16 protein-coding genes are annotated in these 16304 nt (G+C 62.1%); 6 read left to right on the forward strand and 10 right to left on the reverse strand.

Going from position 1 to position 16304, the window contains the following annotated elements; all coding sequences use genetic code 11:
- Positions 1 to 10 precede the first annotated feature (10 nt).
- Both NO889_RS06620 and NO889_RS06625 read left to right on the forward strand, forming a co-directional pair.
- Complete coding sequence (locus tag NO889_RS06620) at positions 11 to 541, forward strand: nicotinamide-nucleotide adenylyltransferase (protein ID WP_256411495.1); 531 nt, start codon at positions 11 to 13, stop codon at positions 539 to 541.
- Positions 542 to 654: 113 nt separating this feature from the next.
- A complete protein-coding gene (locus NO889_RS06625; protein WP_256411496.1) occupies positions 655 to 1503 on the forward strand; it encodes an SAM hydrolase/SAM-dependent halogenase family protein in 849 nt (282 codons plus the stop codon).
- Between the two features lie 30 nt (positions 1504 to 1533).
- Here NO889_RS06625 and NO889_RS06630 read toward each other — a convergent pair whose 3' ends face one another.
- A complete protein-coding gene (locus tag NO889_RS06630; protein WP_256411497.1) occupies positions 1534 to 1998 on the reverse strand; it encodes a DUF5793 family protein in 465 nt (154 codons plus the stop codon).
- Between the two features lie 205 nt (positions 1999 to 2203).
- Between NO889_RS06630 and NO889_RS06635 the strand changes: the two genes are divergently transcribed.
- The 3 genes from NO889_RS06635 to NO889_RS06645 all read left to right on the forward strand — a co-directional run bounded on the left by NO889_RS06635 (position 2204) and on the right by NO889_RS06645 (position 6785).
- Complete coding sequence (locus NO889_RS06635; RefSeq protein ID WP_256411498.1) at positions 2204 to 3847, forward strand: type II/IV secretion system ATPase subunit; 1644 nt, start codon at positions 2204 to 2206, stop codon at positions 3845 to 3847.
- Positions 3844 to 6057, forward strand: a complete 2214-nt coding sequence (locus NO889_RS06640; RefSeq protein ID WP_256411499.1) for a type II secretion system F family protein — start codon at positions 3844 to 3846, stop codon at positions 6055 to 6057. Before NO889_RS06635 ends, NO889_RS06640 begins: the two co-directional genes overlap by 4 nt.
- Before the next feature lie 74 nt (positions 6058 to 6131).
- The gene (locus NO889_RS06645; RefSeq protein ID WP_256411500.1) at positions 6132 to 6785 is read left to right on the forward strand and encodes a class I SAM-dependent methyltransferase; all 654 of its coding nucleotides are present in this window, start codon (positions 6132 to 6134) and stop codon (positions 6783 to 6785) included.
- A gap of 72 nt (positions 6786 to 6857) precedes the next feature.
- On the opposite strand, the gene NO889_RS06650 is transcribed toward NO889_RS06645, so the two are convergent.
- The 5 genes from NO889_RS06650 to NO889_RS06670 all read right to left on the reverse strand — a co-directional run bounded on the left by NO889_RS06650 (position 6858) and on the right by NO889_RS06670 (position 9967).
- Positions 6858 to 7148 (reverse strand): hypothetical protein, encoded by a 291-nt coding sequence (locus NO889_RS06650; protein WP_256411501.1) that lies wholly within the window; start codon positions 7146 to 7148, stop codon positions 6858 to 6860.
- A 14-nt stretch (positions 7149 to 7162) separates the two neighbouring features.
- Positions 7163 to 7687: a DoxX family protein gene (locus tag NO889_RS06655; RefSeq protein WP_256411502.1), complete on the reverse strand. Its 525-nt coding sequence runs from the start codon at positions 7685 to 7687 to the stop codon at positions 7163 to 7165.
- A 286-nt stretch (positions 7688 to 7973) separates the two neighbouring features.
- Positions 7974 to 8408 (reverse strand): hypothetical protein, encoded by a 435-nt coding sequence (locus NO889_RS06660; protein WP_256411503.1) that lies wholly within the window; start codon positions 8406 to 8408, stop codon positions 7974 to 7976.
- 60 nt (positions 8409 to 8468) lie between these two features.
- On the reverse strand, positions 8469 to 8852 hold the full coding sequence (locus NO889_RS06665) for a Rieske (2Fe-2S) protein (protein WP_256411504.1): 384 nt from the start codon (positions 8850 to 8852) through the stop codon (positions 8469 to 8471).
- Between the two features lie 2 nt (positions 8853 to 8854).
- Entirely contained in the window at positions 8855 to 9967 is a 1113-nt protein-coding gene (locus tag NO889_RS06670) for an amidohydrolase family protein (RefSeq protein WP_256411505.1), read from the reverse strand.
- A 275-nt stretch (positions 9968 to 10242) separates the two neighbouring features.
- Between NO889_RS06670 and NO889_RS06675 the strand changes: the two genes are divergently transcribed.
- On the forward strand, positions 10243 to 11034 hold the full coding sequence (locus NO889_RS06675) for an IclR family transcriptional regulator (protein WP_256411506.1): 792 nt from the start codon (positions 10243 to 10245) through the stop codon (positions 11032 to 11034).
- Between the two features lie 177 nt (positions 11035 to 11211).
- Here NO889_RS06675 and NO889_RS06680 read toward each other — a convergent pair whose 3' ends face one another.
- The 4 genes from NO889_RS06680 to NO889_RS06695 all read right to left on the reverse strand — a co-directional run bounded on the left by NO889_RS06680 (position 11212) and on the right by NO889_RS06695 (position 16258).
- The gene (locus NO889_RS06680; protein WP_256411507.1) at positions 11212 to 11562 is read right to left on the reverse strand and encodes a type II toxin-antitoxin system PemK/MazF family toxin; all 351 of its coding nucleotides are present in this window, start codon (positions 11560 to 11562) and stop codon (positions 11212 to 11214) included.
- The gene (locus NO889_RS06685; protein WP_256411508.1) at positions 11559 to 11930 is read right to left on the reverse strand and encodes a MarR family transcriptional regulator; all 372 of its coding nucleotides are present in this window, start codon (positions 11928 to 11930) and stop codon (positions 11559 to 11561) included. The genes NO889_RS06680 and NO889_RS06685 overlap by 4 nt, the downstream gene beginning before the upstream one ends.
- A 694-nt stretch (positions 11931 to 12624) precedes the next feature.
- Positions 12625 to 15372 (reverse strand): hypothetical protein, encoded by a 2748-nt coding sequence (locus NO889_RS06690; protein ID WP_256411509.1) that lies wholly within the window; start codon positions 15370 to 15372, stop codon positions 12625 to 12627.
- Entirely contained in the window at positions 15365 to 16258 is an 894-nt protein-coding gene (locus tag NO889_RS06695) for an ATP-binding protein (RefSeq protein ID WP_256411510.1), read from the reverse strand. The genes NO889_RS06690 and NO889_RS06695 overlap by 8 nt, the downstream gene beginning before the upstream one ends.
- Positions 16259 to 16304 lie beyond the last annotated feature (46 nt).

The raw sequence follows: 16304 nt of genomic DNA on the forward strand, positions 1-16304 counted from the left end.
TCGTGTATCCATGCGGGGCTTTTACATCGGGCGGTACCAGCCGTTTCACGACGGCCACCGACACATGGTCGAGGAGATAGCCGAGGAGGTCGACGAGCTGGTGTTGGGGATCGGTTCCGCCGGCGACTCGCACACGACCCGCAACCCGTTCACCGCGGGAGAGCGAGTCATGATGGTGACGAAGGCCGTTGAGGACCTCCCGGTCACGACCTACGTCGTCCCCATCGAGGACCTCGACCGCAACTCCGTCTGGGTGAGCCACGTCCGGAGCATGACCCCGCGGTTCGACGTGGCGTACTCGAACAACCCGCTCGTCGTGCGACTCTTCGAGGAGGCCGGCGTGGAGGTGCGCCAGTCGCCGATGTTCCGGCGCGACGTGCTGGAGGGGACCGAACTCCGCGAGCGCATGGTCCGCGGCCGCGACTGGGACGCCCTCGTTCCCGACGCCGTCGCCGACGTGATCGAGGAGGTCGGCGGCGTCGAGCGTATCCGTCGGATCGCCGAGACCGACTCGAACGGCGGCGAGCCCTCGGACCAGTAGTTCGATCGGGACGATTCAGGGGATGTCCGACGCGTCGTAAGGCGTTGCCGTCGCGGAGCGCTCGGTCGACGCCGTTCGCCCCTTTTAAGCGTCCGCCGGACGCCGAAACCGGTGTGATCACGCTCACCTCCGACTTCGGCTCGCCGTACCCCGCCGCGATGAAAGGCGTCATCCGCCGGTACACGGACGCCGAACTGGTCGACGTCGCCCACGACCTTCCGCGCGGCGACCCGCGAGCGGCCGCGTTCTGGCTCCGGTTCGTCCTCCCGGAGTTCCCGCCCGCGGTCCACTGCGCCGTGATCGACCCTGGCGTCGGCACGGGGCGGGACGCCCTGGTCGTCCGCGCCGGCTCCCACGCCATCGTCGCGCCCGACAACGGGCTCGCGATGCCGCCGGCGCGGGCGCTGGCGGGCGACGGATCCGATGTCGACGTCCGAACGATCGACGTCGACGACCCGGCGAGCGCAACCTTCCACGGCCGCGACGTGTTCGCGCCGACCGCCGCACGGATCCGGGTGGCGATCGACGAGGCGGCGGCCGACGAGACGCCGCCCGCCGCGGGACCGACACCCGAGGCGGTCGCCGACGCGCTCGCCGCCCTGGACGACCTCTCGCCCGCGAGCGACCCCGTCGACCTCGCCTTTCCGGAGCCGAGCGTCGAGCGTGACGGCGACGGCGACGCCGCCGCGATCGACGGCGAGGTGCTCGCGGTCGACCGCTTCGGCAACGTGATCACCAACGTCCCCGGCGAACTGGTCCGCGGGCGCGACTGGATCCGCGTCGACGGCGACCTCACGCCGGTGGCGGAGACGTTCGGCGCGGTCGAGCCCGGCGAGCAGCTCGTCACCGTGGGGAGCCACGGCTACGCGGAGTGTGACGTCAACGACGGCCGCGGCGACGGCGCGTTCGACCTGCGGCCGGGCGACGCGGTGCGGTTCGTCGCCGACAACGTCAGCCTGTGATCGGGGGAGCCGAAACGGGATCGTCCGGGGTCACAGCTCGACGCCCGAGGGGATCAGGCTCTCGTTCCGGAGGAGGTTCCCCTCGTGGTCGTACACGAGGAACGTCTGCTTGTCGTAGCTCACGAGCCGCTCGCCGTCGAGGTCGATCTCGACGCGGTATCGCGCGTCGTCGCCGGCGGCGTCGACCGAGTCGCGGGCGGCGCGGATGAAGGGGAGCACGTCGTCCGCGGTCTCGTTGAGCTCGAGGACGAAATCGCCCGTGAACCGGTTCGTCACGCCCACGACGCCCTCGGCGTCGCCGCTCTCGAGCGGCTCGCGGAGTCGGAACGCGACGTCGATCGCGCCCGCGGAGAGCAGCTCGCCGTCCGCGTCCGAGAGCCGGTCGCGTAACAGCCCCTCCGGTCCGTGGAAGTCGATGCGGACCAACGGAGTCGTCGGCTCGCCGGCGTCCTCGTCGACGCCCTCGACGGTCAACTCGAAGTAGTCACGCCGCATTGCCTACGCCGTGCTTAGCGGCCCGACCGTATGAACGTAACGGGCACCGTCGGGGTGAGGAGCCGGATCGGTCGGCGCTCGACGAGCCCGGACCGGTCGCTCCGGGCCGGCGGCGATTCCCGGCTCGTCCGCGGACCGCGGACTCGGCGTTGATAATCGACGGGGTCCTTTTAACTCGGAGCCGCGTGTACACCGCTAACGACAGATGTCGGGAGACGCACCGACGGCGGATGGCACGCGCGCGGAGGGGATCGCGGACGCCGTCGGGGCGTTCCGCCGACGCCTCGAGCGCACGTGGGAGATGCTCCGGGGATCGGAGCTCTCGGTCCGTCCGTTCAGGCCGGGCGAGGACGGCCCGCTCGCCGCCTTCACCGCGCCGCCGGACGAGCGCGAGATCGACCGCTACTGGGTGAACGCGCCGTACGCGTACGTCGTGATCACCTACGACGAACGCGAGAGCGAACACCGCTACTACGCGGTCGAGCCCGTCCTCGACGACTTCGAGCGGGACCTGTTCGACCGCGTCGCCGACGACATCCGGGATCCCCTCCTCTACCGCGAGGGGACGGGTCGGACCGACGAGGAGACGCTCCGGGCCGAACTCGAGTCGCTGCTCGAGGGGTACGGCGTCGAGGCCGGGATGGACACGTTCCACTCGATCGCGTACTACCTCTACCGCGACTTCCGGGGGTTCGGAAAGGTCGACCCCCTCCTGAACGACGACCACATCGAGGACGTCTCGTGTGACGGGTACGACCTCCCGATATTCGTCTACCACGACGAGTACACCGACGTCGAGACGAACGTCTCGTTCTCGAAGGCGGAGCTCGACAACTACGTCATCCGGCTCGCCCAGCAGTCCGGTCGACACGTCTCCGTCGGCGACCCGATGGTGGAGACGACGCTCCCGGACGGGTCGCGCGCCGAACTCGCGCTCGGCGAGGAGGTCACCCCGCGCGGGTCCGCGTTCACCATCCGCCAGTACGCCGACGAGCCGTTCACGCCGATCGACCTGATCGAGTACGGAACCTTCTCGATCGAACAGATGGCGTACTTCTGGCTCTGTATCGAGCACAACAAGAGCCTCATCTTCGCGGGCGGGACCGCCTCCGGGAAGACCACCTCGATGAACGCGGTCTCGATGTTCGTCCCGCCGCGCGCGAAGGTGCTCTCGATCGAGGACACCCGCGAGCTCTCCTTGTACCACGACAACTGGCTCTCCTCGGTCACCCGCGAGCGCCGCCACGAGGGCAACGACATCGACATGTACGATCTGCTGCGGTCGGCGCTTCGACACCGCCCGGAGTACATCATCGTCGGCGAGGTCCGCGGCGAGGAGGCCATCACGCTGTTCCAGGCGATGAACACGGGCCACACCACCTTCTCGACGATGCACGCCGACTCGATCGAGACCGTGATCAACCGGCTCGAGAACGAGCCGATCAACGTCCCGCGCGCGATGGTCCAGTCGCTCGACATGCTCGCCGTCCAGACGCTGACGCGCTCGAACGACCAGCGGGTCCGCCGGGCGAAGACGATCGGCGAGATCGGCGGCATCGACCAGCGGACCGGCGAGCTCGACTACTCCTCCGCGTTCGAGTGGCGGGCGGAGACCGACGAGTTCCGGCGAAACGACTCCTCGCTCCTCGAGGAGATACAGACGGAACGGGGATGGTCGCGCTCGGAGCTGCTCCGGGAGATCGACCGCCGCGAGCGGTTCCTCGAGCTGCTCTCCGCGCTCGGCGTGAACGGGTTCAGACGGTTCACGGCGCTCGTCAACGAGTACTACGCGGACGCCGATAGGGTGATGGAACGGCTCGAGGAGCGGGCCGAGGCCGACGGCGGATGATCGCGTACCTCCCGCTCGTCCTCGCGGTCGCCTGCTGTCTCGCGCTCGCGGCGTCGCGGGCGGTCCCGCGCGCGGACCTGGTCGTCACCAGGCTGGCGCTGTCGCTCTTCGGCGACTACGTCGCGAGCCACGGTCGCAGACAACGCGAGCGCGACCTGATGCGTGCCGCTCACGTGGGGGGAACCCACCGGGAGTACGCCTCGCGAACGCTGCTTTACGCCGGCGTCCTCGGCGTCGCTGGGAGCGTGATCGGCGTCTACCTCGCCGCGGCGGTTCTGACAACGCTCGAGGTCGGCGGCGACCGTCTGAGCGAGGTCCTCCCCGGACCGCTCTCCTTCGTGGCCGGACTGACGCGGCTGACGGAGGTCGGCCTCCTCGAGCTGTTCGTGCTCCTCGCGGTCGCGTCGGCCACGGTGGGCGCGGCGCTTGCGGCCGGCGCGTACTACGCCAGGTGGGCCCTGTTGAGCCAGCGGGCGACCGCGCGCGCCGTCGAGATCGACGCCACGCTCCCGCGAACGGTTGCGTTCGTGTACGCGCTCTCGCGGTCGGGGATGCCGTTCCCCCGAGTGATGGACACGCTCGCGGAGAACGAGGCGGTGTACGGCGAGGCCGCCACGGAGCTGTCGGTCGCGGTCCGCGAGATGAACGCGTTCGGGACCGACGTGTTGACCGCGCTCCGCCACACCGCCCGCCGGACCCCGAGCGACGACCTCTCGGAGTTCGCCGAGAACCTCGCGTCGGTCCTCGGGACCGGCCGGTCGCTGTCGGCGTTCCTCAACGACCAGTACGAGCGCTACCAGGAGGAGGCGGAGTCGAAACAGGAGCAGTACCTCGAGCTGCTGTCGACGTTCGCGGAGGCGTACGTCACGACGCTCGTCGCGGGCCCGCTGTTCTTCATCACCATCCTCGTCGTGATCGGGCTCGTCTTGGAGGACACGCTCCCGCTCTTGCGCGTCGTCGTCTACGTCGCGGTCCCGCTCGCGACGTTCGGGTTCGCGGTGTACGTCGACAGCATCACGCAGGGGATCGGCGGCAGCGAGCGGGTCCGGCCGTCGGAGACGTCCCACGGCAGCACTGCCGGACGCGACGGGGACGGCGGCAGCGACGAGGGTCGCGCCGACGACGACCGCGACGGAAACCGCGCCGGCGACGGTGGGAGCGGCGGCCGGGCCTCGGCGGCGGGACCCGCGGCGTCGGCCGCTCCCCGATCTGACGGCGGGGACGTCGCCGACCGGTGGGAGGCGAGCAGGGAACGCCTCCGCGCTTACGACCGGTTCCGCACGGTCCGAGCGTGGGCGAACTCGCCGGTCGAACGCGTCCTGCGGTCGCCGGAGGCCGTCCTCGCCGTCGCCGTGCCGATCGCGATCCTGGGGGTGGCCGTCGCCGTCCACCCGCTGTCGACCGGCGGGGCGACGGAGATCGCCGCGCAGGTCGACGCCCCGACCGTGGGCGCGTCCGCGTTCGTCCTCGTGGCGTACGCGGTCGTCTACGAGGTCAGAAAGCGCCGAATACGTCGGATCGAGGCGGCGATCCCCGACTTCCTCGACCGGCTCGCCAGCGTCAACGAGGCGGGGACCTCGGTCGTCGCGAGCATCCGCCGCGTGGCCGGAACCGACCTCGAGGCGCTGACGGCCGACCTGGAACGCACCCGGCGCGACGTGGACTGGGGCGCGGACGTGACCGCGGCGCTTCACCGCCTGGAGCGCCGGGTCGCCTCGCCGATGACGTCGCGGGCGGTCGTGCTCGTGACGAACGCGATACACGCGAGCGACGACGTCGCGCCCGTCCTCCGGATCGCGGCCGACGAGGCGCGGGCGACGTGGACGCTCCGCCGGGAGCGCAGACAGGTGATGTTGACGTACCTCATCGTCATCTACATCTCGTTTCTGGTGTTCCTCGGCGTCATCGCCGCCCTCTCGGTGTCGTTCATCCCCGCGGTCGAGGAGGCGTCGATGGCGGGCGCGGCCGCGGAGACGGGCACCGGAACCGGCGTCGGAGCGGGAGCGGGCGGCGGGATCGTCGGCGGACTCGGCGACATCGACGCGAGCGCGTACGAGCGGCTGTTCTTCCACGCGGCGGCGATCCAGGCGCTGTGTTCGGGGATCGTCGCCGGACAGCTCGGCGAGGGGTCCGCCAAGGACGGCGCGAAACACGCGGCGATCCTGCTCGCCTCGACGCTCGTCGCCTTCGCGGCGATGGGCGGGTTGTGAGCGCGAGACGGATCGGAGAACCAGGGAGCGGGCGGGTCCACCGAACCTATGTCCGTCGCCACCGATCGCCGGGTATGGACCCGCAGTCGACGTACGACCGGATCGCCGGCCACTTCTCGAAGACGCGGGAGTACGCCTGGCCCGAGGTCGAGTCGTTCCTCGAGGGACGACGCGTCGACCGCGCGCTCGACGTCGGCTGCGGGAACGGGCGGCACACCGAGCTTCTGGCCGACCGGGCGGAGCGGGCGGTCGGGATCGATATCAGCCGCGGACTGCTCCGTGAGGCGGTGCGCCGGTCGCGGGAACGCGAGTTCGACGACCGGGTCGGGTTCGTCCACGGCGACGCGGCGGCGCTCCCGATCGCGGGGGACGCGGTCGACCTGGCGGTATACGTCGCCACGCTCCATCACCTCTCGCCGCGGGCCGCACGGCTCCGGAGCCTGGACGAGCTGGCGCGGGTCCTCCGGCCGGGCGGGGTCGCGCTCGTGAGCGCGTGGAGCACGGCCCACGACCGGTTCGACCGCGAGTCGGGGTTCGACACGACCGTCGACTGGACGCTCCCCGGCGGCGAGACGGTTCCCCGGTACTACCACGTCTACGACCCCGAGGAGTTCGAGGAGGACCTCGCGGCGAGCGACCTCCGCGTCGACGACGTCGACGTCTCGAGCGGGAACTGCTACGGGGTCGTCCGCGCGTCGGGGACGCGGACCCGTCGGTCCGACGGGTGATCGGTCGCGGCCGGGACGAAGGAGAGTCGGAAGAGCCGTAGAACCGGAAGCGTCGCGGGCGAAACGCGGGCGTCAGTCGGCCGTCACGCCGGTCCGCTCCGTCGTCTCCTCCGGCACCGGCGTCACGAGCCTGTAGGCCGCGTAGAGGCCGAGGACTCCGATCCCGGCGAGGACGAAGGCCGTCCGGAGCGTCGGGTCGACGAGCGGGGTCGCGACCACCTCGCCCGCGTCGTTGGTTATCGGGACCGGACTGTACGGCTGCCCGGCGAGGATCTCGATCGTGCCGAACACGACGATCCCCACCAGCATCAGTCCGGCGCTCAGCGCCATCGCCGCCCTGTCGATGATGTCTAGGTCGTTCATTGGGTGTCACCTCCTCAGCCGAGCAGGTACCGCAGCTTCGGGCGTCGCTTGACGAACTCGGTGCGCTCGATGACCGCGTCGAGGCCGTAGTACCGGCCGGCGGCCAACACGATCACGGTCAGGAACAACAGCAGGCCCATGAAGTCGCCGTTGACCAGGCCGTTGCCGAAGCCGGCGTTGCCGATCCAGAACAGGACCATGAAGATGACCCCGCCGAACGCGGCGAAGCGGGTGAGCACGCCGGCCATGAGCGCCAGCCCGATCAGCGTCTCGAACAGCGGGACGCCGGGCTCGATGAGCCACGCGAGGTTGTTCCCCATCCAGACCGGGATGGGACCGAGCGCGGTGCCGGTCATCTCCGACATGTACGCCGGGCCGTAGGTGTACGCCAGCCCGTCCTCGATGAGCTTCGTCACGCCGGCGTGAAAGAACCACCAGCCGGTGACGACGCGCAGGAACGCGACCCAGTAGGCGGTCCACGGGCCGTCCAGTGCGAACTCGACGTCGGTCGTCAGGGGATTCCCCGTTTGGTATGCCATGAGCGTCACCTCACGTGTGGACGTCGGCTCGGAACCGAGTTATACACCGGCGACGGCTCCCGCGCGACGGGAAGCGTTTCGAGAGGCTGAGAACGCGCCGCCGTCGAACTCGACGGATGATCACCGCGGTCGAACCCGAACGCGACCCATCGATCGCTCGGTCGTGCTGTGGGGACCGGGAGGAAACCCCCTCGAAGCCGGCGGTGGACGGATCGTCGAGCGGTCGCGAGGGGGAGGTCGTGAGCGATGCGACTCCCCCACACCGCCGGCAGCCCGGCGGAGACCGCTACCTCCGATCGTTCGGGTCCGACGCGTCCGGGACCGCTTCCACCCGTTCCCGCACGACGTCGATGAACTCCTCGCCCGTCATGCCGTACCGTGTACGCCCGTCGGCCGTTCGCTCCCGCTCGACCGCGGCGATGACCTTCCCGTCGACGCGGAGCCCCCACGCGTCGCCATGGTCGACGTCGATGCTCATCAGTTGGATCTCGACGCCGTGCTCCGCCTCCAGCCGCTCGAGCAGCGGCGGGACGAGCACGCCGTCCGCAAACCGCGGCGGTCGATACGGGGGGAGGTCGTGTTCCTCGAACTCCCGGACCACGTCGCGCCACCAGTCCGGAAGCCGGTCGACGTCGACGTCGGCGTACGGTTCGTCGTCGTCGAGCCAGTCCGGCGATTCGATGCCGTCTCGTCGCGATCGTTTCTCGGGGTACCGAGTCATCGTCCGAGGGGTTCGTTCGGGTAGTCGTATCGAGGGTGGTTCGTCTCGAGCCAACGCGGGCTACAGTTCGACGTAGACCTCGCCGTCCCGAACGTGAACGTCGTACGTCGGCAGCCGGTAATCGTCGCTCGCCGTGTGGGTGCCGTCGGTGATGTCGAACTCCCAGCCGTGCCACGGGCACGCGACGATCTCGTCTTCACACGCCCAGACGAGTTCGTCGTCCTCGTCGACGTCGAGGGTTCCGCTCAATAGACCCTCACAGGCCGGCCCTCCCTGGTGTGTACAGTAGTTCGACAGCGCGTGAAGCTCTCCGTTCGAGTTGAAGACCGCTATCTCACGCCCCGCGATCTCGACGATGACGCGCTCGCCGTCGGCGATGTCCTGCGCCGCGATGACGTGATGGAGGTCGTCCCGATCGATGTTCGGTCGTGTGGATTCACTCATGGTCAGTCGAAGGCGTAGACTCGTTCCGCGGTCTTGCCGTAGACGTTCTGGATCTCCTCGCTCGAGAACTCGGACCGAAGGATCTTCAGCAGCTCTCCGGTGTTGTCGAAGTCGAAGTGCGGGTAGTCCGAGGAGAACATCAGGCTGTCCTCGCCCTCGAAGTGCCGGATCGTCTCCGTGAGGTATTCCGGATCGTCCAGACCTTCGACGGGCTGGCTCGTCACGTAGAACTGGTCTTTGAGGTACTCACTGGGACGCTTCTCGAGCATCGGCGCGTCCCACTTTGCGCCCATGTAGTCGTGATCGAACCGCCGCATGAAGTACGGATACCAGCCGAGACCGGACTCCTGGATGACGAACGTGAGATCGGGAAAGCGTTCGGGAACCCCTCGAGTCAACATGTCCGCCAGGTTCGTCTGGTGCATCATGTTATGTGAGGTCGCGTGAACCGGGAGGGCCCGGTCCATCGCCTGCCACGTCGACGGGAACCGCGTCATCATCGTGCCGGCGGCGTTGTGCATCTTGATCGGTAATCCAGCCCGCTCGCACGCGTCGTAGAGCGGGTAGTAGGACTCGTGCCCGAGGAGCGGATCGACCGATCCGCTCGGGATCATCACCGCCGCGATGCCGTCCTCGTCGGCGCGGCGTTCGACCTCCTCAGCGGCCTTCTGCGGCTTCTGGGGGGCAACGAGGGCGGCTCCGTAGAGGCCGTCGTCCGGGTCGACGATCTCGTCGAGGAGCCAACTGTTGTACGCCGTCGCGAGCGCGGCGGCGAGGTCGTCGTGGTGAACCGCCCCGAGATAGAGGTTCTGGGTCGGGGTGATGATCGCCTTGTCCCACTCGACGAGATCCCGTCCCGTTCGAATGTCCTCCTTGGTACGGACGGTCTCCGAGTCGGCTTTCCCGATCGTCACGGAGTACACCATCCCGTGGGCAGGATAGACACGACCGAGGTACCCGTAGTCGTCACCCTGCTGGCTGTTCAACAACTCGTCGAACGGGCTCTCGAGGTACGGGAAGATGTCCTCCTGGCGCTCCGTCAGGTGGAAGTCCGTGTCGACGACGACTTCCAGGTCGTCGATCGATCGAATCCGCCGTTCCGCTGTCGAACTCATACGATCCCCGTGGTCGATGACATACATATACACCGAGGCGATTCTCGACGGCAGAACGCCATTCGTCGACACCACGTCGCCGACGGACGCGCTTCGCCGTCGTCGGATCCCGTTGAAGACGACCGTAGCGGCGACGCACATCGATTCGAGACGTCGAAAGTGGAGGGGAGACGAGGGATCCGTGTCCGACGGCCCGTCTATTATCAAGAAACGGTATTCAAAATCGTTTCCGATCAGCGAAAATTTCTTCTTCGTTCTTCGTCCATTCCGATCCGATGGAAGAGTGGAAGCCCGGAGGAATCGACCCTGGATCGGGTGGATCGACGATACAGAGCATCGATACGTCGTTCACTATCGTTACGGCCCTTCGCGAGTCGGGGGGGGCGGGCGTGACCGACCTCGCCGAGCGGACCGGGCTCTCGAAAAGTTCAGTCCACAAACACCTACGATCGCTGATGAAACACGGGTGTGTCGTGAAGGACGACGAGGAGTACCGGCTCGGACTCCGGTACCTGGACTTGGGTGCGCACGTGCGTGAGCAGTATCCGGTATCGACGGAGATCAAACACAAACTGCGCGACCTCGCGGCACAGACCGAAGAGAGCGCCCAGTTCGCCGTCGAAGAGCGCGGCCACGCGGTCGTCCTCTACCGGGAGGTCAGCCACGGCGGCGTGTATTCGCGCGGCCGTGAGGGTCGTCGTTTTCGGATGCACCAGACGGCAGCGGGGAAGGCGATCCTCTCGCGTTACTCCGACCAGTGGGTTCGCGAGATCGTCGACCGCCACGGCCTCCCGGCAGCGACGCCACAGACGATCGGCGACGAAGCGGCACTCCTCGAGGAACTCGCGGAGATCAGGGACCAGGGAGTGGCGTTCAACAGCGAGGAGAGCACCGAAGGGCTCCGATCGGTGGCCGTTCCCGTCACGGGGCCGGACGGGGACGTCCTCGGTGCGCTGGCCGTCGCAGGCCCAACGCATCGCCTCACTGGCGAGCGGTTCAAACGCGAGTTGCCGGATCTCGTCCGAAGCGTCGTGAACGAGATCGAGTTGAACCTCGCCCACTCGTAACGCTCTCTCGTTTCCGCGCGTGAACTCCGTTCGAGCACGGTTGGGTTACGGACGGCATGCGACCGACGGAAGGAGGCGCCGGCCGGGATTTGAACCACGGTCGCTCGCTCTCTGATGCAAATCCTGCGGCGATTTCAGTAGAAGACCTTCGATAAATAGAATCTCAACGGGTCTCCACTAGTCTAGTTCTTCGACGAGCGCAGCAACCGCCTCGTCGACGAGATCGCTGTCAAGGCGACCTTGCCAGAAGTCGATATCCTCGTGGTCAATTGATTGGACTCCCCACGGGACAATCCGACTCACATCCGGGATCCCCCCACGAAGCCAACTCCCACCAGGAACGTCGATCAGGCCGTCCATCCAGGATTTCGACGTCAACGTGAGCGCAATATACTGCTCGCCGTGGAACGGACGGCCTTCATGATTCGAGAGAATGAGCCAGGGCCGATCATCTTCCTCGCTTTTGAACGGATCGTCCCCGTAGACGACGTCGCCACGCTCGAAAATCGGTCTCTCCTCGTCGGTCACTGTTCGTCCTCGACGCTCGGATGTGGTTCCTCGGGTGCGTGTTCGCGCCAGGATTCCTTGTCCTCTGTACCGAGTCGCTGGTTGAACAGGGCGGTCGCTCGTTCGTACCCGCTGTATCCGTCGAGTCGCTCTGTGTCGTCGGTTATCACCCAGTACGTCGCTTTGTGTTCGACGAGATCGCGGTCCTTCAGCCTCGAGAGCGCGGTGCTGACCGCGCCCTCATCGAGACCGATTTGAGAGGCGATTTCGCGGGCCTTGAACGCGCGATCATCGTTGGCGGCGAGAAATCCGAGGACCTGATCCGGTACGGAAAGTTCCTCGAGTTCGTCCTCGCTCGTCTTCTCGAAGGTATCTCGGTCGATGGACATCGTTGAGCAGAAATACGGTGTCAACCGTAATGGGTGTTAGGTATGAAAGCGACGAAATTGCTGACGAGGATACTCCGCCCCTAGCCTCGTCGAAGCAGTTCGAGAATCGTGTAGCTTGAGACGGCCAGTCTCAACTACTATGATCGTTGAGTACACCGTAACTACCTACCAGTGGTTTCGTAACCCAAAATGACGAAACCAATACCCAGAATCTCAGCCAGAAAATTCTCATTTTCGTGGTAGGACCACTTTTCGACTGATATTCTTTCCGGTAGCACTGGATTGAGAATTGACTACAGAGAAGTTCTCTGTCGGAGAGTGCGCCGGCCGGGATTTGAACCGGAATCAGACGTGCTCGCTCGCTTCGCTCGCTGCGCGCGACTGATAGGGTTCAAATCCGTCGGCGATTTCTCTCACCTCGTTCGAGAAATGCGCCGGCCGGGATTTGAACCCGGGCCATGAGCTTGGAAGGCATACCCCAGATAGCTAGTATTTCTGAGGTATGTTCCGACTGAACTCGGCGATTCGGGGACCTGCGCGAGATCGCTGATCTAAGCTCAGGTCGTCTCCGTCCGCCAATTCGGCGTGGTGGCTTCCGACTTCTGTGGTGTAGTCTAACTACGCCGACCACTTAAACACGCGGCGTATGAGCCTATGATTCAAAACTATCAGACTATATGTCATAAGCCTTCGCTCAATCTGAATCGAATCCCAGTCGTTCTTCGTTTTTCTTAGCCTGTTCTATCTGTTCTTCAAGAGCGTCTATTTCATCGTTTATCCACCGCAGCACATTCTCATTACTTTCATCTTCTTTGAATAACTCTAATTGGTCCTTCTTTTGCTGATAGTGTTTACTCTCCGGCCCCATCCAGGATCCGGTATGGTAATTCGCGCTTAGCTCATTACGGACATCTTCTCGATCTCCATATCGTTTGAGTAGTTCTTGCGCAAGACAAATACGTTCATTACTGTGGAAAAACTCAGCTGGTACTATCCGGGCTGCAAGAATCGCATTTACCTCCTCATTATCTTCAATCCACTCCCAGATATGGGTGGGTGGTACGTATTCTATTGGTTTATCATCAATACGTGGAGCATCCCCTCTAAACCAATGGAACAGTGGTACAAGACGTTCGTCCCGTTCATCCAAGACGGTAGTAATCTTATTCCACGTTCTCTCTGGCTGATCTCGCAATATGTCGTAAAGAAGCTCTTTGATTTCGGGAGATCCTCCTATAATCGAGCCCCTATCTCCTAATATGTCGAGAATCGTTTCTAACACATCATCGATATGATCCGGATGTTGTTGGATATATTCGTGCGCAATTTCCTTCCAATCATGGCTGATACCCTGTCTAACTACAATATCTTGCTCAGGTTCTACGAAAGCAGGATGGGTGAGGAGTTCAAGCGTCAACTCCTCAGGGAGTTCAGGAGCTTCGTCCGGATAGACATAGTAATGGAAAAATGTCGGTAGTATCGTTGCAGCTTCATCCGCCCCAATTTCCAATAGTAATTCGACAATTTCCCGAAACGTTTGCTCCTCGAAGTTGCGACTAACACCGCCCATTTCGAGTCCTCGTAAACTGGATGCTGATACTTCTCCTTCTTGAATCAATTCAACGATACGTTCAGCATCCCTCGGAGTTACTGCAGACAGCCGGATGAGATCCACCAAATAAGGTCGAAGACGATCATTCTGTTGAATATCATCAAACACCTCTTGACGCGCCGCCTCGTCACGCTCATGCAGGGCAGATAGGTATCCGCTGAGAAAGCTAATCGACCTATCATCATCCTGTGCTTGATCTATCTCGGCAAGAATATCAGACAAAAAGGAATTATTCTCATCCCGGGTCCCGACCTCATAGCCGAATTCCCTCGCTCGATATTGATTTGGGACTGAAGTAGCTAACCAATCCAACTGTGACTCAAGCTTCTGAGGGCCCTCAATAGCCTTAGCAGCAAGTTCACCCAGTTTCTCCTCATAAACATCATCATCCGCAAGAAGGTTTAGACCAACGTAGCGCTCCAACTGGGTTTCGAAGCTGTCCTCAGAGATGTCTACAACAAAAGACCGCCATTCTTCAGCTTCCTCAATATCCTCTAACTCATCGGAATCATAGTGCACTAAATCTACTGACGTTCGAATCACTCGTCCATTATCAACCCAATCATACTCCGAGAATTCTTCTAACGAGCTCCTAATCATCTGTGACAAAGACGGATGAAGTTTTGCTAAGCCCCTAACCGCGTCCAACATCACTTCCACTGCTTCACCACGAACCTGCTCGGGCATCTCGTCTAATTCCTCCTGCAGGAACTCCCAAACAGATCGATAATAGTCGAACAAATCTCCATAAGTTTCAGGCTGCCATAAATCCGGAGACTCTCGTGCACCCTGATATTCGGGACCAACAGTCTTCGTGATTCGGTTGGGATTTTGTAGTCCAACACCAGCGGCTTTCACAGCTAAGAGTTGCCGCTTCTCAGAATCTGACCGTATAGCCTCTTCTAAGACTGTAAGCCGCTCTTGAGGTGCTGTTTCTGTCGGTGCGAGTTTCCCCCATCCCGGTGAGAAAAGATTGGTAAAGATGCCACTCGCATTATTGGCGTATTCCTCGTTTTCGGCCTCTGCTAAATTAAGGAGTATTTTAGCAGCTCGCTTGAATGTATCATCCCAGACGACCATATATTGAATTGACCGAACAATATTCCGTCGCCCAGTGGTAAATTCCAATAATTCGTTAACTGATTTTTGTTCAATAAAATGTTCAAGTGGTTTTATTGCTTCTCTTGGAGCTGCCTCAGCAAATTGCTTGAAAAGATGGCTACCCCAGTCGGTTGTTAGGAGATCCCCATCGTTTTCGTAGAACATCCCATCTTGGGATAATCTTTCAGCGATCCATTGACGGCCTGGTCGATACGCAGCCATATACGGGATCCGTTCTCCAAAGCGCGAGAACATTTGGGGAGGCATTTGCTCAAAAAGCTCTTCGATCTCTGTTTTGCCGTGTTTTCGGAGCCATGAACCTAACAAGTGGGTAGCTAGGGGAAGAGGGCTTACAGATAGATAATATTCTCCAGTGAGGATGCCGCGTTCTCTTTGATAATCTACGATTTCGTTGAACTCGATTTCTTCTTCGTGCTCTTCAAACCCGGCAACCTCCGCCAACCATCTGGCCTCTTCAGAGCGTTCCTCGTTTTCGAGCTTCCATTCAACTTTGTCAAACAAAGCAAATACTTCGAGAACTCGTCGGTGTTTCTTCAATTCCTGTTCCCCCATGTTCTCACTGCCGATCAGTTTATTGATGAGTGTTTCATCACCGATTTCCAAGAGATTGTCAAGCGGCTCCTCCGACTTGGCTGCATTACGAGCGATCATAACTGCAAAGCTGGGAAAACCATCGGCGAGTTCGGCGATGCGGTCAAAGTCAGGCATTTTCTTTCACCTCAAAATCTAAGCTCTCTATCATTTCTCTAACTTTGTTTTTCTCCAGTTGTTCCACTGAAATACGATGATCAGCTCCCGTACTGGTTGGATCGGCAGAAATAGTGATTAATGCCAACCGGTCAGATTCACCGCTGAACCGTTGCTGAAAGTGCTCGTGATCCTTGGAGTCACAGTCATCGATAACAAGAATAGCTGACCAGTCTGGGTTTGTTCGTAAACGGCTGGCTACGCCGCTACATTCGAATTCCCTTGCCGTGCTGTAGATTACTCGCTCTTGGAGATCGTCTTCGGAAAGTGCTTCGTAGACCAGTCTCGTTTTTCCAATATCAGGTGGTCCCGTGACCCTTATTACAGTACAATGGTCATTCGAATCTCTGAGAACGTTCTGAATTTTTTCAATTTGTTTATCTCGTTTGGTATCGGGAAAGAACTCTTCAATGTCTTTTGTAGCTTCGCGGTGCCATGTCGAATGATCAATCACATGTTCAATTCCCTTGTACTTCGCAACGAGAGCAGGAAATCGATTAACGAACCCAACGATTTTACTGCTATCGTAGATTCTGATGTTTGCATCGGGATAACCTTGTGCAGCGAACTCTTCTTCTAGCGCTTCCATCCTCCGTTCAAACATATCTTTATCATTTCGTGGGGATACGCCGCTTAATTCTTCAAAAATAACCAGTACGTATGTGCCGCCATTATCCAAGAGGTCGTCGACTCTCGATTTGAGTCCTGATCCTGAGTCAGATCGGATTTCTTTCTTGCATTCTTTTGGCTCAATATCTGATGATTTTGCTCTGTTGAATCCGCAGAAGGCAGCAGGATAGCGTCGCTCTGAAGGCGGAAGCGAAGCGGAAGAGCCGAATGTGTCCAAACTCCTCTTCCGCTTCGTTAAGCAAGCCGCGTCGCTGGCTCAAAAG

The organism is Halorubrum rubrum (assembly GCF_024494685.1).
In the GTDB taxonomy this organism is placed as follows: domain Archaea; phylum Halobacteriota; class Halobacteria; order Halobacteriales; family Haloferacaceae; genus Halorubrum; species Halorubrum rubrum.